At 59.0% G+C, this 17,645-nt stretch carries 14 protein-coding genes and 4 pseudogenes; 8 read left to right on the top strand and 10 right to left on the bottom strand.

Features of this window, described 5'->3' with window-relative positions; translation table 11 throughout:
* Nucleotides 1-5 precede the first annotated feature (5 nt).
* The 4 genes from C457_RS17880 to trkA all read right to left on the bottom strand — a co-directional run bounded on the left by C457_RS17880 (nucleotide 6) and on the right by trkA (nucleotide 5,775).
* Nucleotides 6-860, bottom strand: coding sequence for an MBL fold metallo-hydrolase (locus tag C457_RS17880; protein ID WP_004971943.1), 855 nt, complete (start codon nucleotides 858-860; stop codon nucleotides 6-8).
* Between the two features lie 90 nt (nucleotides 861-950).
* A complete protein-coding gene (locus C457_RS17875) occupies nucleotides 951-2,756 on the bottom strand; it encodes a hybrid sensor histidine kinase/response regulator (protein WP_004971942.1) in 1,806 nt (601 codons plus the stop codon).
* 188 nt (nucleotides 2,757-2,944) lie between these two features.
* On the bottom strand, nucleotides 2,945-4,441 hold the full coding sequence (locus C457_RS17870; protein ID WP_008096858.1) for a TrkH family potassium uptake protein: 1,497 nt from the start codon (nucleotides 4,439-4,441) through the stop codon (nucleotides 2,945-2,947).
* Entirely contained in the window at nucleotides 4,438-5,775 is a 1,338-nt protein-coding gene (gene trkA / locus C457_RS17865; RefSeq protein ID WP_008096857.1) for a Trk system potassium transporter TrkA, read from the bottom strand. The genes C457_RS17870 and trkA overlap by 4 nt, the downstream gene beginning before the upstream one ends.
* Before the next feature lie 162 nt (nucleotides 5,776-5,937).
* On the opposite strand from trkA, the pseudogene C457_RS21000 reads away from it, so the two are divergent.
* Nucleotides 5,938-6,129, top strand: a pseudogene (locus tag C457_RS21000) (IS6 family transposase); the annotation flags it as partial.
* A 32-nt stretch (nucleotides 6,130-6,161) separates the two neighbouring features.
* On the opposite strand, the pseudogene C457_RS19870 reads toward C457_RS21000, so the two are convergent.
* The 4 genes and pseudogenes from C457_RS19870 to C457_RS17850 form a co-directional block, all read right to left on the bottom strand.
* A pseudogene (locus C457_RS19870) lies at nucleotides 6,162-6,347 on the bottom strand (integrase core domain-containing protein); the annotation flags it as partial.
* Nucleotides 6,329-7,169: pseudogene (locus C457_RS17860) on the bottom strand (hemolysin family protein); the annotation flags it as partial. The pseudogenes C457_RS19870 and C457_RS17860, both read right to left, overlap by 19 nt.
* 86 nt (nucleotides 7,170-7,255) lie before the next feature.
* A complete protein-coding gene (locus C457_RS17855; protein ID WP_049913705.1) occupies nucleotides 7,256-9,229 on the bottom strand; it encodes an SLC13 family permease in 1,974 nt (657 codons plus the stop codon).
* Nucleotides 9,230-9,581: 352 nt separating this feature from the next.
* On the bottom strand, nucleotides 9,582-10,055 hold the full coding sequence (locus C457_RS17850) for a hypothetical protein (RefSeq protein ID WP_204365670.1): 474 nt from the start codon (nucleotides 10,053-10,055) through the stop codon (nucleotides 9,582-9,584).
* Between the two features lie 258 nt (nucleotides 10,056-10,313).
* On the opposite strand from C457_RS17850, the gene C457_RS17845 reads away from it, so the two are divergent.
* Together C457_RS17845 and C457_RS17840 are read left to right on the top strand one after the other, a co-directional pair.
* On the top strand, nucleotides 10,314-11,483 hold the full coding sequence (locus tag C457_RS17845; protein WP_008096852.1) for a CBS domain-containing protein: 1,170 nt from the start codon (nucleotides 10,314-10,316) through the stop codon (nucleotides 11,481-11,483).
* A gap of 442 nt (nucleotides 11,484-11,925) precedes the next feature.
* On the top strand, nucleotides 11,926-13,275 hold the full coding sequence (locus C457_RS17840; RefSeq protein WP_049913704.1) for a sodium:calcium antiporter: 1,350 nt from the start codon (nucleotides 11,926-11,928) through the stop codon (nucleotides 13,273-13,275).
* Between the two features lie 376 nt (nucleotides 13,276-13,651).
* On the opposite strand, the gene C457_RS17835 is transcribed toward C457_RS17840, so the two are convergent.
* Complete coding sequence (locus tag C457_RS17835; RefSeq protein WP_049913718.1) at nucleotides 13,652-13,909, bottom strand: DUF5789 family protein; 258 nt, start codon at nucleotides 13,907-13,909, stop codon at nucleotides 13,652-13,654.
* 282 nt (nucleotides 13,910-14,191) lie between these two features.
* On the opposite strand from C457_RS17835, the gene C457_RS17830 reads away from it, so the two are divergent.
* From C457_RS17830 to C457_RS20990, 3 genes and pseudogenes are all read left to right on the top strand, one after another.
* Complete coding sequence (locus C457_RS17830; protein WP_394295179.1) at nucleotides 14,192-15,253, top strand: AI-2E family transporter; 1,062 nt, start codon at nucleotides 14,192-14,194, stop codon at nucleotides 15,251-15,253.
* A gap of 214 nt (nucleotides 15,254-15,467) precedes the next feature.
* Nucleotides 15,468-15,788: pseudogene (locus tag C457_RS20995) on the top strand (cyclase family protein); the annotation flags it as partial.
* 129 nt (nucleotides 15,789-15,917) lie between these two features.
* Nucleotides 15,918-16,058 carry a DUF1328 family protein gene (locus C457_RS20990; protein ID WP_239640783.1) on the top strand — a complete coding sequence of 47 codons (141 nt, stop codon included), beginning with the start codon at nucleotides 15,918-15,920 and terminating at the stop codon, nucleotides 16,056-16,058.
* 467 nt (nucleotides 16,059-16,525) lie between these two features.
* Here C457_RS20990 and C457_RS21260 read toward each other — a convergent pair whose 3' ends face one another.
* Nucleotides 16,526-16,672 carry a DUF7563 family protein gene (locus tag C457_RS21260; RefSeq protein WP_449271579.1) on the bottom strand — a complete coding sequence of 49 codons (147 nt, stop codon included), beginning with the start codon at nucleotides 16,670-16,672 and terminating at the stop codon, nucleotides 16,526-16,528.
* Nucleotides 16,673-16,754: 82 nt separating this feature from the next.
* On the opposite strand from C457_RS21260, the gene C457_RS17820 reads away from it, so the two are divergent.
* Together C457_RS17820 and C457_RS17815 are read left to right on the top strand one after the other, a co-directional pair.
* Entirely contained in the window at nucleotides 16,755-16,991 is a 237-nt protein-coding gene (locus C457_RS17820) for a hypothetical protein (protein ID WP_008096842.1), read from the top strand.
* Nucleotides 16,992-17,255: 264 nt separating this feature from the next.
* The gene (locus tag C457_RS17815; RefSeq protein WP_008096841.1) at nucleotides 17,256-17,591 is read left to right on the top strand and encodes a DUF7344 domain-containing protein; all 336 of its coding nucleotides are present in this window, start codon (nucleotides 17,256-17,258) and stop codon (nucleotides 17,589-17,591) included.
* Nucleotides 17,592-17,645 lie beyond the last annotated feature (54 nt).

Genomic DNA, 17,645 nt, shown 5'->3' with positions numbered 1-17,645 from the left:
GAGAGTTACTCACCGCCGAGGCGCGCCGGTGGGACGACGCCCGGCCGGCCGAGTCGGAAGCGGTCGCCGACTTCGACCTCCTCGATCACGTGCGGGTACTCGAACGTCGTCGCGGCCTTCGAGAGCGCGCCGGGGTCCGCGTGAATCGACCGCCAGCGCCGCCAGTGCTCGGGAATCAGGCGGTCGATGCCGAGCGCGTTCGTGGCCTCGATGATTTCGTCTGCATCGTTGTAGAGCTTGCGCGTGATGACCTCGCCGTCTTGGACGACGCGGGCGTCGGTTCCGTAGGAGAGCATCCCGAGGTCGATGTCGAACTCCGCACCGATCTCGTGGAACGCCTCGCAGGGCCGGTTGTCGCCGCCGTGGAAGATGGTTCCCGTCTCGTGCTCGATAACGTACGTCACCGTGCCGGTCGCGTCCGGGTCGTACCCGCCTCTGACGTGGACGGTGAGGTCGCCGACCTCGTAGCTGTCGCCGGGTTCGACGGCCGTCCGCTTGTCCTCGTCGATCGCGCTCACGTCGAAGTTCTCGTAGCACTCGACGGGCGCGTGGACGTCGCCGCCGTGGTCGAGAAGCGGGCCGAACGAGGGCGGCCAGAAGTGGTCGCGGTGGTCGTGGGTGCAGAAGACCGCGTCGCAGGCGTCCGCCCACTGCGGCTCCATCGGCACCGGCGACATCCGAGCGACGTACTCGCGGTCCCGCTCGGTACTGAAGTAGGGGTCGATGTAGATGGCGGTCTCCGGCGTCCGTATCGCCCAGCCGGCGACGCCGAGATACCACAGTGAGACTCCCTCCTCGACGTCGACGCCGTTGAGTTCCTCCCGGGCCCACCATTCGCCCCAATCGCTCGTAATCGTCATCGTACGCTCCGCGCCGCGCTGCCGGATTCGCCGTGATAGTACATGTGACAGCGGTCCGCACGGGGCCTGTAAAAGCTTCCGGCGTGGGGCTCAGTCGTCGACATCAGCGAACGTGACTCCCGTAATCTCGAATCGTGCCCCGCCGGCGTCAGAGTCGGCGACGCTAACGTCCCATCCGTGGGCCTCGGCGACCTGCTTGACGATTGCGAGCCCGAATCCGGTACCCGTACGCGAGGTTGTGCGGCCGGCTTCGAAGATGGTGTCGCGGCGCTCGGCTGGGATGCCGACACCGTCGTCCTCGACGTAGAAGCCGTCCGGAAGTTCACCAACTGTCACCGCCACGCCGTCTCCACCGTGTTCGATGCTGTTCCTGACGAGGTTCTCGACGAGCTGTTGGAGCCGACTTCGGTCAGCGATGACCGTCGCCGTCACGTCCGTCTGGAGTTCAGCGCCGGCCGTTTCGATGGTCTCCCAGCAGTCGGAGACGAGCGGACCCAAGGACACCGGTTCCAGTTCACCGACGTTGTCGCCCTTTCGGGCGAGCGTGAGCAGGTCTTCGATGAGGTCGTCGATGCGGTTCAACGCCCGCGCGGCGGTCGCAAGACGGTCGCTTTCGTGGTCTTGGCGGGCCAGTTCCACGTTCCCAGCAGCCACGTTCAGCGGGTTCCGGAGGTCGTGGCTGACGACGCTCGCAAACTCGCTCAGCCGCTCGTTTTGGCGCTGGAGCTGTTGCTCTCGCTTTCGCTGTTCGGTCGTGTCGCGATACATCCAGAGGTGGCCGGTCCCCTCGGGGAGTTCGATCGGTTCGTAGCTTCGGTTGAGCGTCCGACCGTTCGTCAGAGCGACTGTCTCGTTGTGGATCGACTCTGTCCCGGCGATCAGTTCGTCGACGCGCTCGACGAAGCCCTCCGAGTCAACCGCGAGTTCGCTGGCCATCTGCGCCAGTTCCCGACAGTCTGCGCCGATGAGTTCCGTCGACGGTTCCGAGACATCGAACAGTTCGAGCAGTCGCTCGTTAATGGCGAGGACGGTTCGGTCGCTGTTTTCGGCGAGGACGCCGACCGGGAGCGACCGAATGAGCGTCGAGAGCAGGGCGTTGGTCCGTTCGAGTTCGTCCTCACGGTGGGTTCGTTCGGTCACGTCCTGGAACAACGAGATGATGCCGACGACCGCACCGTCGTCGTTAGTGATGGTTCGGTTGTGCCACTCACAGCGGATGTGTTCGCCGTCCTTTCGGACGTTCTCGTCGATGCTGTGGTAGCCGCCCTCCGCGACTGCAAGCTGGTCTGTCACGGCGTCGACGTTGTCGTAACTATCGTCCGCGACGATGAGTTCCCAGCTGTGGCCGCGGAGTTCCGCTTCGGTATAGCCCAGAATCTCCTCGCCGCGCTCGTTGAGCCCGACGATTTGGAAGTCGCTGTCGTACTCGAGGACGCCGAGCGGAGACTGTTCGATGAACAGGGAGAGGCGTTGTTCGCTCGTCTCGAGCGCGCGCTGTGAGCGGTACTGCTCGACCGCGTTTTCGATACGGTTGGCGAGTACGGTGTACTGGCTGGTCCCGTGTTCCTTCTGGAGGTACTCGGTGACGCCCGCGGAGATTGCGTCGCTCGCGACCTCCTCGCTTCCCTTGCCAGTAAAGAGGATGAAGGGGAGGTCCGGCGCGTCCTCGCGGAGGGCTTCGAGGAAATCCAATCCGTCGCGCTCGGGCATGTCGTAGTCCGAGACGACGCAGTCGAACTCCGTGTCTGCCACGCGATCGAGCCCCTCGGCGACCGAGGTGGCCGTCTCGACCCGGAACCGGTCGTGTTCCCGTTCGAGGAACGTCGCCGTTAGTTCGGTGAAGTCCTCGTCGTCGTCGACGTACAAGACGACCACCTCGTCCACTAACTCGCTCATATCTATCCCGCCTGAATGTTCGCTAAGTAGATACTTAAGGGTGGGCGCGGTCGGAGGAACACGACTCTCCCGTGTCGGAGTAGTTGACCTCCACGCTCAGCGTGACCCGACGAGTCCCAAGAGGGTGATGAGCGCCCAGCCATCGAGAAGTGGAACGCAAGTAAACTAGTGTCATTTCACCTCGCTTTTCACGACCGCCAGTAGGACGGCGTCAGTAACACCAGCACCGGAATGATTTCGATCCGACCGACCCACATGAGGAAGGTCATCACGATCTTCGTCGACTGCGGGAACGGCTCGTAGCTCTCGAGTGGTCCCGCGATTCCGAACGCCGGCCCGACATTGAAGAACGTGGCTGCCGCAGCGCTCATGGCCTCGAATTCGGTGACTGACAGCTGTACTCGGGATGCGTCGACGACGACGAAGATTGTCGCGACGATGAAGAACACGAGACTAACCAGTGTGTAGGCGTAGATGTCCCGAACCGTCTCTTCGTCGACGACGTTCCCACTGTGGCGGACTGGTCGGACCGCGCTCGGATTCGAGGCGGTAAACAGGTCTCGACTGAACGCTTTCACAACGACGAGCCACCGGAGCGTCTTGATCGAACAGGTCGTACTACCGGCCATCCCACCGATGAACATACAGACGAACAGGAGATGTTTGGCCGCTGCCGACCAGAGGTTGAAATCCGTACTCGCGTAACCTGTCGTCGTCATTATCGAAACGACCTGAAAGAGTGCGTGCCGAGCTATCTGTTCGAGGCTTGTATAGGGAGCACCGTCAACCAACAACACCCCCCCGACACCGACCGTGAAGAACCCGAGCAGTCCGACGTAAAAGCGGAATTCGTCACTATTGCGGAGTCGGTCGAAGTTCCCCTGAAAGGCGAAGTAAAGTAGAATGAAACTCGTGGCACCGATTGCCATGAACGGGATAATCGCCCACTGAACGGCGGGCGAGAAGGCAGCGATGCTGTCGCCACGGGGGGAAAAGCCACTCGTCGAGATGGTCGTAAACGCATGCGCTACAGCGTCGTACAGCGTCATCTCCGGCGCGTATCCGATCAAATGGAGTCCGTAGAGAACTGCCACCTGGAGCCCGGTCAGGCCGATATAGATCTTCCAGAGAAGGGCTGCTGTTTCCGAAATTCGGGGCGTGAGCTTGTTGACGTCCTGAATCTGGGTTTCGGTCTCCATGAGCTGTGCACCACCGACGGACAGTTGGGAGAGGACAGCCGTCGCCAGAACCAGAATTCCGAGTCCACCGAGCCATTGCAGGACCGCTCGCCACATGAGGATGGCCCGTGAGTGGCGTTCGAAATCCACGATGACCGTCGCTCCGGTCGTCGTGATTCCGCTCATACTCTCGAATAGGGCGTTCACCGGCGTTACAAGCATTCCCTCGCCGGCAAGAACAAATGGGACCGCACCGACGAGCGCAATGCTCAACCACGTCAGCGAGACCATCAGAAACGCTTCCCGCGCTCGGAGGTCACGCTTGTCGGTGAGCTGTTCGAGCCCGACCCCGAGGAGTGCTGTCCCAAGTATCGGGAAGATGAACGGGAGCAGCGCCGTTCCGTCGTAGAGGGCGATTCCAAGCGGAAGGAGGAGTGGTACCCACAGCCATTTGAGAATCGTCCCGACCAGTCGACAGCTAACCCGCCAATCGACGCGAATTCTCATACGAGCTCCATAACGGGAGAGAGGACATCTGCAGCTACGAAGAGAACGACGTGGTCACCTGCTTTGATCACGGTCTCGCCACGGGGAACGATGAACTCCTGATTGCGAGTGATCGCACCGATAACCACACCGGATGGAAGCTCAGTAATGCTCTCGTGGATGGGGCGTCCTGCGAGGACGCTTGCCTCGTCGACCTCGATCTCTAGCACTTCTGCCTGGCGACCCTCGATGAGCGAGAGGTTTTCGACCTGTCCCTCCTGTGTGAAGCGGACGATTTCCTCCGCGGTCGCTTCACGGGGGTTGATCGCGACGTCGGTTCCGACCGCTTCGAATAAGCTTGCGTACTGCCCTTGTTCGACGACGGCGACCGTACGAGCGACACCGATGTTCTTTGCGAGCAACGAGACCAAGAGATTCTTTTCGTCGCTGTCGGTCGCTGCGATGACTGCGTCCGCCCGGTCGATGTGTTCACCGACAAGGAAGTCCACGTCCGTCGCGTCGTGTACCATCACGATTGTTCCGGGAAGGTCTTCGGCGAGTTGACGGCCGCGATCCGCGTCTTGTTCGATCAGACGAGGTTCGAGGCCGCGCTCTTCGAGCAACCTAGCCGTGTGGTACCCGATGTCACTCCCACCAACGACGACGATATCACGAGCCTCATCTGAGGTTTCAGCTGAGGCAACAGTTTTCGAAAACGCTTGGACGCTCTCTGGACTGCCGATGACGATCACTCTGTTTCCGGCTTCGATTCGTGTCTGTCCACGGGCGATTACGACATCGCCCTCCTGAACTAGTGCTGCGAACGTGAGCGCATCGAACTTGTCCGCCTCTTCGACGGTCTGTCCTACGATTTCACAATCTGCCGCCACCTCGAACTCGGCCATCTGGACGAGTCCACCGGCGAACGGGTCGACGTCGACGGCGGCCGGGAGCCCGACGACGCGGACGATATCGTTGGCCGTCAGTAGGTTCGTCGAGACCATGAAATCAACCCCGAACGCCCTCTCTGATCGCGTCCACGTATCGAGGAAGTTCGCGTTCCGGACCCGAGCAATAGTGAAGACATCGCCCGTTGTCTTCGCCGTCCCGCAGGTGACTAAGTTCGTCTCGTCGTCGTCCGTGCTGGCGATGAGCATATCTGCCTCGGCGATGCCTGCCTCTTCGAGTATTCTCAGCGAGGTCCCATCCCCTTTAATCGCCAATATATCACTCGAATACGTGAGGTCCTCGACTTTCTCTGGATCAATATCGATGACGATGACGTCGTGACTCTCAGCGAGACTGACCGCAATGTTCGCTCCGACTTCACCGGCCCCGACGACGATCACGCGCATGGCTGTCCTCTCGACGTAACCATTGGGATACCTAACCGATGGGGCCTACTAAAAGCCGTTCACGACATTTCGGGTCTGGTCTTCTGAGATGGAACATTCTTGGGTACTGTCCAGATAAGGAATTGGCGAGTAGTCTTGGTTGTGAGATACAATATACCTCTCACAAAAGTGAGTATCGACGTCGCGCTGTTCAAGCACCACGGGGCTGTTCCGGCGACTGTGTTTCTCCACGGAACCTGTGAGAAACACGAGTTCTCAGATACTGTGTTTCTGGCTGATGTCTCTGGTTATCGGACTTCATTCTTTCGATTATCGTTGACCGGTCGGGTTGACTACGTAGACCGGTCACATATCAACGGTCAGTATTTATGTCCATTCGGCACTGTCTAGTTAGTAACCTCCTCGACTGGCGTTCGTCCATCGAGCGCTTGATGCGGTCTCTGAAAATTGTAGTATTGCACAAATTGTATGAACCACTCGCGGACGCTGCCGTGACTGCCCACCCACGAATTATGGACGCGGTCGACTCGAATTTTGAGGGTATGAAACCACTTTTCGATGAGGTTTCGCTCGCCTGGAAGATGTCTTTCGCGTGGACGAACCCAGTTGGCTGCTCCCCGTCTTCGTCGAGGACGATGTATCGAGTGTAGGTCCCGCTGGCGGCAACCGCACGAAGTTCTGAAAGCGCCATCGAGGTGGACACGGTTTCCACGTCGGGGCGTGGCACCATGATTTCCCGGGCGAGCGTGTCGCCGAGGTTGAAGACGCTCTCGATCATCTCGACCTCATCAAGGTCGACGTGTCCTATTTCCTCAGCGCGCGTGAGAATCATCAGGATCTCTTCCTCGGAATGAGTGTCTTCGCTTTCGGACGCTGGCGAGACGCCGACCAGGCTGGTGAAGTAGTTCGCGGTGCCGTTGAAAACGACGAGGCTGGGCAGGAACAGGTAGTAACAGAACTTCATGAACGGCGCAACGAGGAGCGCCACCCGTTCGGCCTCCTGGATAGCAAAGGTCTTCGGTGCGAGTTCGCCGAACACGACGTGGAGAAACGTGATGAAGCCGAATCCCAGCGCGAACGCCACGAGATGAATCACGCCTGCAGGTAGTAGTTCCCCGAGAATGGGTTCGATGAGCGCTGCGACAGCCGGCTCACCGATCCACCCGAGGCCGAGTGAGGAGAGCGTAATCCCGAGCTGGCTGACAGCGAGATAGCCGTCGAGGTTCTCGATGGCATCCTGTACCAGTCCTGCACCGGGTTTCCCGCGGTCGACGGGTGCGTTCACCCGAATTGGCCGGACTTTTACGAATGCGAATTCGGCGGCGACGAACCCCCCCATTCATGACCACGAGGAAGAACGCGGGGAACCCACCGATAGAGAGCAACTTGACCATACACCGGTATTGGCGTGTGGGGGCCTTGTAGGGGGCGGCTGCGGTCGCGCCGCCTTAGCGCACGTCGCAGTCGTGATTCTGTCTCATCATAGCCCCCAGAAGAACGCGATGCCAGCCGTCGTGACGACCGTCAGGATGAGCTGGAGCGGCGCACCAACGCGCGCGAAGTCAGTGAACTTGTAGCCGCCAGGCCCATAGACCATGAGATTCGTCTGGTAGCCCACCGGGCTGAGCAGGGGCGTGCTGGCGGCGAACGTCACCGCAAGGGCGAACGCGAAGGCGTTGACGCCGAGTTGCCCCGCGACCTCGACAGCGATCGGAAGCATCAACACGACGCTCGCGTTGTTGCTCACCATCTCCGTGATGATCGCGGTGCCGAGGTAGAACGTCGCGAGCATCGCAATCGGTGTGAGGACGGCACTCCCGGCCACGATGCCCGTCGCGATTAGGTCAGCCGTTCCGGACGCCTCGAACGCGATGCCGAGCGGGATGACGCCCGCGATCAGGAAGATGACATCCCAGTCGACGGCCTCGTAGGCGTCTGCGGGTCGGAGAATGCCCGAAAAGAGCATCGCGACGACGCCGGCGAGCGCGCTGACCATGATCGGGAGATACTCGAGTGCGGCCAGTCCGACGACGCCGGCAACGATTCCTAGTGCGATGGGAATCTGTGTCCGGTCGAAGTCCTCCCAGCGTCTGTCACTGGAGACGACGATATTGTTGTCCGCCCGGAGTCGGTCGAGAACGTCTTCGCTCGTCTGGACGAGCAACACGTCACCACCCTGCAGGCGCACGTCCCGGAGGCGCTGGCGAATCACTTCATTCCCCCGGCGAACCGCAAGCACTGTCGCGTCGTAGTCGCGTTCGAATCCGGCAACGCCGTTCCGTCTGTTCAACCACGTCCCGGGGAGCAACACGATCTCCGTGAGCGAAATTTCATCCTCGGCTTCAGATGGTTTTTCCGTGCTCTCGTCGTCGTTCGTGTTCGGGTCGGGTGTCGCTGACGGTCGGCTCCACGCGTGGTGTTCGGGCACGGCCCCGTCGGGGAGCGGTTCGTGCCCGTCCTCCGCGGCGTCGAGAAGTTCCGGCAGGAAATCGAGGTGGTCGTCGCCGATGACCTGTTCGAGCGTCTCCTGGCTCGCCCTCACGGAGAGGATGTCGCCAGCGTGGATCCGCTCGCTCGGGAGACCGCGGACGATGCTGCGACCGTTGCGTACGATCTCGAACACATCCAGGTCGAGGTCGCCGCGCCGCAGCTCTCGGACCTGCGACCCGACGAGGTCGGAGTTCTCGTGCACGACGACGTCGGTCAGGTAGTCGGCCATCCCGAACTGGTCTGTGGGGGACCCCTCGGCAGTGATCCGGGCGGGCGTGAGGTATCTCCCAATCGTCAGTAGATAGACGAGACCGACAGCCAGTACGACGGCACCCAGTTGTGTGAACTCGAACAGCGAGAACGGCTCGCCGGTCGGACCGGTCTGCGCCCAGATATCGCTCGCAAGCAGGTTCGTCGACGTCCCGATGACAGTGAGGGTTCCGCCCATCATCGACGCGAACGATAGCGGAATCAGCAGCTTCGACGGCGAGGTCCCGGTCTTCCGGGCGAGATTCGTGACGGCGGGGATGAGTACGGCGACGATGGGCGTGTTGTTGACGAAGCCCGCCGACGGGCCGGCCAGTCCGACCGTCGCGAGGAGCTGTCGCGACTCGCTGTCTCCTGCGAACGACTCCATCTTCTGGGTGAGGATTTGAATGACGCCGGTCTGTCGAACCCCCTCGCTGAGGATAAACATCGCCAGCACGGTGAGCGTCGCGGGGTTCGAGAAGCCCGAGACGCCCTCCTCTGGGGAGACGCCCGTCCACGGACCGAGGAGGATGAGCACGACCATCAGCGCGATGGCAGTCGTATCGATCGAGACCGGCTGGAGGACGAACAGGACGAGCGCGACGGCGACGACGGCGAGCACGACGACCACGTCGAGCGAGACTGGCAACTCTACCGGGAGCTGCTGGAGGGGTGCCGGCGTCGCCAGTGTGAGGGTATGTAGTCCGTTCGTCACAGAATTGACCGTGTATAGATTTCCGTCGAGTCTACATAGTAGTACGGCTCGCGCCGCTCTGTCGCCGAACACAGGTGGCGTCGGTCGTCCACCGGCGAGGTCCGCGCCGTGAGAACTGCTTTGTGACTGCTCACCGTCGCGGCCGGTAGTGACATGTGTGACTCGATTCTGCTCCCCGTTCACGGTAGCGAACACGCAGCCCACAACGTCCATCACGCGGCCGAACTCGCGAAATGGACTGCGGCGACGATTCGGTCCACCTCACGATGGCTTCCCTACCCCTAGTTGACAGCTACACACGACTGAAGTCGTGGGCTTTCTCATCGAACCGTTGCGAGTACTCACGTGGGAGTCACTCGCCTCGTTTGCCGTACGTCTCTTTCCCCCAGCCAAAATCGGTGGCTTCGTCGTTCCGTTCGAGGTAGCCCTCCAGCGTCTCGTGTACAGTTTGGCCGAGATCCTGTAACGTAGCGTCGATCATCGAAACCGTGCTCGAATCGAGCGACTCGGTTGCGTCCCGCTCGCGCCAGTCGTTCGGTATCGTCGGGGCGTCGAAGCGAAGTCGGTCTTCGGTGGGGTCCCAGTAGAAGTCGAACACCTGGAACAGACCGAGGTCGCTGACGATCCGAACCTGCTCTTCGTCGAGGTCCGTGTATTCGGCCCATTCGTTGAACCCCTCCTTCCATGCCCCCTCCTGAAGCAGGTCTTCGAGGTCCTCGCGGTAGAAGTCTTCCGACCCGAGCGTCTCCTCCTGCAACTCGAACTCACGCGGCATCCCTCGGTTCGAGAGATCCGGTGGTTCCGGAACCTCTACGTCGAGTGTCATACGAAACGTTGCACCGGCAGAACAATAAAGTCGTGTAACGTATCCCAGAGTCTCGGTGTCGAACTCTCGGACGGGACTCTGTAACGTGACGGGTCGACACCCACGTGTTCGAGACTCCGTCACAGCGGCTCGGTCCCGACGCCGTATGTCTATTCGTCACGAATGGATGCGGTTGGTGGCGTCGCTCACCGACCTACTGCTATCGTTTGTTCCGACTGCCCGGCCGTTTTAACCTGTTTCGCGGGTAATAACCTATACATGAGAGGATTCCGAGTCGGTTCGGCGTTTGGTATCCCCGTCAGGCTCAACTGGACCTTCCTGATCGTCCTTCCGCTCTTCGCCGTCTTCATCGCCGGGGATATCGCCGAGTTGGTAGTGGTGATAAACCAGACGTTCGGTGCCACGATGGACCCGAACCAGTTGACAGACGGGAATCTCCCGTGGGTACTCGGACTGGCCTCGGCGCTGGGACTGTTTACCGGCGTCCTGTTGCACGAGTTCGGACACTCGCTGGTCGCGTTGCGATACGGATACGAAATCGATTCGATAACTCTCTGGTTACTCGGTGGCGTGGCCAGCTTCACCGAGTTCCCCGAAGACTGGCGTCACGAGCTCGTGATCGCTATCGCTGGCCCCATCGTGAGCGTCCTCCTCGGCGTGGGCTCCTACGTGGTATTTATCACTCTCCCGCCGGGTGTCGACGCAGCCCGGTTCGTCTTCGGCTATCTCGCAATCCTGAATATAGTGCTCGCTGCGTTCAATCTGCTCCCCGGATTTCCGATGGATGGCGGGCGTATCCTCCGGGCACTCCTTGCTCGGAACCAACCACACGCGAAGGCGACCCAACAGGCTGCTGCCGTCGGGAAAGTGTTCGCGTTCGGCCTGGGCCTTCTCGGGCTGTTCACCAACCTGTTTCTCATCGTACTGGCGTTTTTCATCTACATTGCCGCGTCCGGCGAGGCCCAACAGACCACTATCAAGGCAGCTTTCGAAGGCATCAGCGTAAGCGACGTGATGACGCCCGGAGAGAGCCTCGAGACGGTTTCCGAGGAGACGACTATCTCTGATCTCCTCGCGCGGATGTTTACCGAGCGCCATATCGGGTATCCAGTACTGCGAAACGGCGACCTCGTTGGGATTGTGACGCTGGACGATGCAGCTGCTGTCGAAGAAGTCGAACGCGATGCATATCGCGTTGAGGACGTGATGTCAACCGACCTCTATACGATCTCCCCCGACGCCGACGCAATGACCGCCTTCCAGCAGATGCAGCAGAACGGCGTTGGACGCTTGCCGGTCGTCAATGAGGCCGGTGATCTCGTTGGAATCATTTCTCGGACAGACATGATGCGGGCGTTCAACGTCATTCAGAGCGGCGGGCCACCACAGACACTCGACCAACCGATCTCCGGACCCGGTTTCCAGTGAGGGCCGGCACTCACGAGAACGTCACGGCGGACGATGCATCATACAGAGCGATGATGCAGGCTGATTGGCGAGATAACGGGGGGTCGATGTGGACCAGCCCCTCGGGACGGCACGTGAGCGTCGCCGTTGAAATCTCCACAGTTGTCCGAGTATTTTGACTGTTCTCGAGAGGGGGTGAGCAAGCGATTCTCACCGATGTACAGAGAAAAAGAACGGCGAACGGTCAGTGCCTACGACTGAGATAACGGATGTTCAAATAGGCTCGCCTAGGAGAGAACCCGGTTAGCGCGCGAACGTACCATCCTCGCCCATATCAGAACTGGCTTCGCATCGCTCCTCTTTGTACAGCCTTGGAAGCGGTATCTACAGAGGACGCCGAGGCGTCCGGAGAGACGACTACTTGGGCGCAAGAAGTAGGTATCTGCCCTACGTTATCGGATTAGTGCTCAATCGGTTACGCCACCCACTCGTCGCGGTCGCCGTTGCGCTGGTATTGACAGTGCCGTGGATCGGGACGTTCGTCGCGTCTGGTGGGTACGGAACTGTGCACCCGGGCGAGAATATCACACCCGGTATGGCCGTCCTCGTTGGTGGCCTCGCACTCGTGGGTGCAGCGTTCCTGCTCGCGTGGGGGGCAGAGACCGCTGAAAAAGACGTCCCGCAGGCATTCGCCATCGCGGTGCTGGCGGTGCTTGCCGTGGCTCCCGAGTACGCCGTTGACGCCCTCTACGCGTGGCAGGCCGGTGCTGGCTCAAGTGAGGCTGCTAACCTCGCAGTGGCCAATATGACCGGTGCGAACCGCATTCTCATCGGTCTCGGATGGTCGGGCATCGCATTCTTCACTATCTACCTCGCAAAGCGCACCGCTGACCCGGCGGTTGAGTACCGCTCGGGATTCCTCGCGGACGTGGTCAGTCTCGACCGGGACATTGCAACTGAAATCATGTTCTTACTTGTCGCGACTACGTATGCGTTCTTCATCCCGCTGAGTGGCGGTATTGGGCCGCTTGATACACTCTTTCTCGTCGGACTGTTCTTGCTGTATATCTTTGTCGCGATTCGTGGTGGCGCTGGGGCGTCCGAGGAACACATTGGTGTCCCTGCATACTTCCACCAATATCCGAAAGGACCTCGCATCGCGGTCGTCCTCTTTGGGTTCGTGTTTTCAGGTGTGGTAATCTTCACTGCCGTCCACCCGTTCGCCGAGGGGCTGGAACAGTTGGGGCTCCAGTATGGCATTCCCAAGTTCTTCATGATTCAGTGGTTTGCACCGCTTGCCTCAGAAAGCCCCGAACTTATCGTCGTCGCCTACCTCGTCAACAAAGCGCGCTCGACTGCCGGATTCAACGCACTCATCTCCTCAAAGCTTAATCAGTGGACGTTGCTCATCGGCACACTTGCTGTCGTCTACTCCATCTCAGCCGGTGCAATCGGGACACTCTCGTTCGATTCGAAACAGGCAGCAGAGATCTGGATCACCGCCGCCCAGAGCCTCTTTGCAATTGCTCTCCTGACAGACTTCGAGATTAGTATTCGTGAGGCAGTTGTGTTGCTCATCCTGTTTACAACACAAGTTCTTACGGAGTTCTATGTGATTCAGACCTACGCTGGACCGACCGCAACGACCCTCAGTATTTCCATCCTCTACGCCTATACTGTTGTCTACGCCGTCCTCAGTGTCGGATTATTCGTCAAACGTCGTGAAAGTGCTCACGAACTTCTTGAGCACGGTGTATCGAATGTCCGGGCGGCGATTGGAATCGGGACGGGCCAGACGGAACGGGCGGACTAACACCGTTGCATCAACAGAGTGACTGCCATCGTTCAAATACGGTAGTTATAGAGATTCAAGGAGAATAGTGGTGCTTCAGACACGAGATGAATCCGACAACCCGAGTCACAAACTACCACATCGAGACGCGTTCGTGGAGAACTGGTGGTTGACTCGGTGCTCGCCGCGGTTCTTAGTCGAAACCAAAATATAAGCCAACCACGCCGACAGCCATTAACCAATCAGGTGACTCGAAGCTCGTTTCGAGGTGCGAATAACGGCTTCGTGGCGAAGTCACTGGCTGACTGTCCAGCAAATCTTAAACGCCCAATCGTCAGGATTGACCTGCCCAGCCAACACCGGGTGGGAGGCCCGCGCCTTCAGCCGCGAGAGGATATCACGCGTCCCCCTCAGATTGATATGGATCCCCGACTGCCTCCCGTGGGAGTACGTTGTGGAGCTCCGACTGAATATCGGTAGCCGATTCGAACGACTCACGGGAGGTCTGAGAAACCAATTTGCCTAGATTTGTCTCACCGTCGGCCAATACCAGCCTAACATCGGAAAGCTCTTCAGATGCTGTCGTCCGCCCGATGGGATACTCAATCTCATCAAGCAAGCTCAAAATGTCACTGAATTTAATCTTGCGGTTCATACTGCCAACTACGTCCGGGAAGGTAATAAGTGACATAACGGGAGTGACAGACATTCTCCGATGACTGGGATTTTCGACAGTGTTTTTGGTCAGCGATATCTGCGTTATCGACCGCTTCGATCAAGATCCCGATTGTTTTCAAGAAAGAACGTTGTTCCGAGAAATTTCCGCAAGCAGTGGGTCAGATTATCACTGATTTTCAATCTGACGTGAAACGTGACAGTACTCGGAGCAAGTGACGACCAGTGGCAGATAGCCCAATTCTGTGCACACAACTCAAGCATGAGGGGAATCTCTATACTGAATATGACTGAACGGGGAGACCGTCAACGTTGGTTTTCGGACCATGCTGTACTGTCGATTTTGGCGGTAGTGAGCGGCGTTCTCGGTCTACTTTTCGTGTTCACACAGCTTCAGTATATTTTGCTCGCGATCGTCCTCGCATACGTCCTCGCTCCCGCACAACGGATGCTCGAGCGTCACACGAGCGCAACTACAGCTGCCTTCACCCTGATTTCGCTTTCAGTATTTGTCTTCTTCATCCCGGTCGCGTATCTTCTTACGGTCGCAATTCAGCAGGGTCTGGAGCTGTTAACCGCCCTCCAAGAAGGGGGACTCAGTCTTGACATCGTTCAGGACCGACTCGAAGCCATTGGCTATGTGATCGATTTCGACCTGTTGTATGCGACGTATCAAGCGCCAATCGCTACCGGGTTACAACGTCTTGCAACCGGCGCGGTGACCATTGTCGGCGGTCTCCCTGGTGTGCTGATCGGTCTCACCGTGACGGTCTTCGTACTCTTTGCGTTATTGCGAGACCGTGAACAGTTCGTCACATGGCTAAAGTCGATTGTCCCGCTCTCTGATCGTGTGGAGCGGGAACTTATCAGAGAGCTTGACGTTCTCATGTGGGCGTCCGTTATCGGGAACGTCGCTGTCGCGGGAGTCCAAGCGGTACTACTCGGCATCGGGCTAGCGCTCGTTGGCATGCCCGGGGCCGTGTTCTTGACTGTGGCGACATTTGTTCTCACGTTGCTCCCGCTCGTTGGAGCATTCGGTGTTTGGCTTCCGGTTTCGGGTTACCTGTTCGCAATCGGTCGCCCCGCTACAGCGATACTGTTTTTTGCCTATGGGTCGGTGGTCAGCGCCTCGGACCTCTATCTTCGCCCGGCGATTATCAACCGGAGTGGGGCGATCAACGTCGCGACTATCGTCGTGGGTATCTTCGGGGGAGTCGTTCTGTTTGGGGCAATCGGCTTGTTCGTCGGGCCGGTCATACTCGGCGGCTCGAAGGTCGTCCTTGACCTGTTTGTTCAGGAACGAGCGGACTCGATCGTCGGCTGATAGAGGGGTCATTTCCGGCATCGTTCCTTGCGTAACCGTGGCTGTGGTATCCTCTCACCCCACCGACGTTGGTCGTTCGACACACTGTGGTAGGGTTAGATGACAGGTACGAATGCGACCGTAGCCAATTCCAAGTGGTGCCACCTACCCGCCATCGTCACTTGCGCCGACGGACGAACATCGGCGGTGTTCGCCCTGTCAGCAGGTCACCGAGATGCGGTTCCAGACGTCCATGGGGACGTCCCTCGATTCGCCGTATCATCGGCATCCAGAGGGTCGCGACATTAGTGAGCTTGAAATTAGCGAACTGATACTGCCCGGGACGATCGTCGATGCCCGAGAACTTGCCGGCGACGAAGAATTGACTGTCGACGCGCTTCCCGAGAGGCTGACCTCGAAGGCTCCGCCGTCCTGTTCAATTTTGGATGGGACAAGAACTGGGGGCTCAGAGGAGTACCGAACCTACCCCTACATCTCTGAGGGCGTCATCGAGAGACTAATCGACGCAGACGTTTCCTTAGTCGGGGTAGACACGCTAAACGCTGACGACCACCAGAACCCCGCCCGTCCGGCTCACACTCGACTCCTCGATCAGGAGATCTTCATCGTCGAGAATCTCTGCAACCTCGATTCGTTCGTTGGTGAGTCATTCCAATTCTTTGCTGTGCCGATCAAAGCCATTTTGATACTCGCGCTCGCCGCAGCGGTGCTCGGCGCTCGGGGGGTCGCCGGACTCAGTATGGACATCGCCAACTGGCTGGTCATCATCTTCGTCGTTCTTGCCATCGTCACGTTCATCCTGTAGACCCACTCCAACTGCTCTCGGTGATACACACAACTTTGGATCGACGGCTCGGAAACAGCGAAGCAGATGTCGTTCGTCTGGGGACTCGGCCAGAGTTTAGCTGAACGGCCGTGGAAATCGACGTTCGTACGGTAGCTCTAGGCGACGCGAACGCTGGTGATGACTCTGAGTATCTGCTCGGTCTCGACGGTCGGTGTCCGTGCTGTAGCTCATTTGGCACGGAAACGCACACAGCGCGTGATGGGAACGATTGTCTCTTAGCCGTCGTGTGGGACGCTACTGTTCACCAACCGCGCCCCACACTGCAGGCACTTGCCTGTGTCTTCAGGTCTTCGATGCCGTCTCCACAATCACGGCATACGTAGAGCGTTGCTTCTGAAACGGAGATGCGTGTCGTTGTCATCTTTCTGTTGACAATTACCGTACCGACACCAGACGTCGGTCGAGAGCCGAAGCGTTCGTCGGCGTCACGAGGGGTCCCGTGCCGCATGTCCGTCGATCAGTGCTGTGACTGGCAGACAGGCGCGGCAGCCGTAGATGTTGTCTTCGTTGTCCCCGAAGACGCGGGCAAATCGTGACGTTACGAACGCGCCGCAGTCGTTGCATTCTGGCATCGTTTAGTCACTCGGGAGGACCTGGCGGGGACGGGTCTGCGGTCGATCGTTATCGGCGCCGTCCACGTTCTTCGCGGTCTTGATGTCGTTCGTTCGCCTGTGCCACGTCTTCGGCGGTGATGTTCTTGCGACCGCGACGGCGAGCGCGGCGAGCCGCCGATTCAGCGACTTCGGCTGTTTCCTCGGCTGCCGCCTCTCTCAGCGCCTCTGCAGCCTCCGCATCTGGCTCGACATCTTCCTCAGCGGCTTCCGAAAGGACGTGTTTCGCCTTCTCGGAGTCGACCGCTTCTCGCGCTCGGCGCCGCGTTTCTCGACGTGATCGGAATGGGTTTCGTACCATGTGAAATCTCTCCGCTGGTGAGCGGACACTGGGACTAACGCCTTCCGACTGCATCAAGTGACGATATTTTAATAATCAGACAATTTTTGATTAACTGGGTGACGTGGCTCTCGAATGCCAACAACATCCAATGAACTATTGTTGCTGACACGTACGTCCAGTGAATGTAACTCACATAATCAAAACTTTCCCAAGTGTGAAAATAGCTATAATTGATGCACCACGGTAGATAGTGTCACAGTTATGATGACCCACAGTCTCGACGCGTGTCTCCGCCTTGTCGCCGACCAGCATCGACGTCGGATCATCCACCACTTGCGCCACGAGGCTACCGGGGCCACGACGTTCGATGACCTCGTCGAGCAGATACACAGGCGAGCTTCGGACTCCAAGAACGGTCCACCGCAGGATCGGGACAAACTCGCCATCCAATTCCACCACACGCATCTGCCGAAGTTAGCGGACTACGGTGTCGTCGAATTCGAACACACAACTGGTACCGTCCGGTACCATCCTGACGAACAGGTCGAAGCGGTGCTCGACTCGCTCCCTGGAGAAGTATCGCTGCCGAATCCCTGATTAGCAAACGAAGCCATTTCAGCTGAAACCGACAGCCCTGCTGCTATCGCTCGC

The organism is Haloferax prahovense DSM 18310 (assembly GCF_000336815.1).
Taxonomy (GTDB): domain Archaea; phylum Halobacteriota; class Halobacteria; order Halobacteriales; family Haloferacaceae; genus Haloferax; species Haloferax prahovense.
This window is presented reverse-complemented; position numbering and strand designations above follow the sequence as displayed.

Excerpts from the sequence above, each read along its gene's own strand:
- C457_RS17880 (WP_004971943.1), bottom strand. The coding sequence starts at position 860 with ATGACGATTACGAGCGATTGGGGCGAATGGTGGGCCCGGGAGGAACTC.
- C457_RS17875 (WP_004971942.1), bottom strand. The coding sequence starts at position 2,756 with ATGAGCGAGTTAGTGGACGAGGTGGTCGTCTTGTACGTCGACGACGAC.
- C457_RS17870 (WP_008096858.1), bottom strand. The coding sequence starts at position 4,441 with ATGAGAATTCGCGTCGATTGGCGGGTTAGCTGTCGACTGGTCGGGACG.
- trkA (WP_008096857.1), bottom strand. The coding sequence starts at position 5,775 with ATGCGCGTGATCGTCGTCGGGGCCGGTGAAGTCGGAGCGAACATTGCG.
- C457_RS17850 (WP_204365670.1), bottom strand. The coding sequence starts at position 10,055 with ATGACACTCGACGTAGAGGTTCCGGAACCACCGGATCTCTCGAACCGA.
- C457_RS17845 (WP_008096852.1), top strand. The coding sequence starts at position 10,314 with ATGAGAGGATTCCGAGTCGGTTCGGCGTTTGGTATCCCCGTCAGGCTC.
- C457_RS17835 (WP_049913718.1), bottom strand. The coding sequence starts at position 13,909 with ATGAACCGCAAGATTAAATTCAGTGACATTTTGAGCTTGCTTGATGAG.
- C457_RS17830 (WP_394295179.1), top strand. The coding sequence starts at position 14,192 with ATGAGGGGAATCTCTATACTGAATATGACTGAACGGGGAGACCGTCAA.
- C457_RS21260 (WP_449271579.1), bottom strand. The coding sequence starts at position 16,672 with ATGCCAGAATGCAACGACTGCGGCGCGTTCGTAACGTCACGATTTGCC.
- C457_RS17820 (WP_008096842.1), top strand. The coding sequence starts at position 16,755 with ATGTCGTTCGTTCGCCTGTGCCACGTCTTCGGCGGTGATGTTCTTGCG.
- C457_RS17815 (WP_008096841.1), top strand. The coding sequence starts at position 17,256 with ATGATGACCCACAGTCTCGACGCGTGTCTCCGCCTTGTCGCCGACCAG.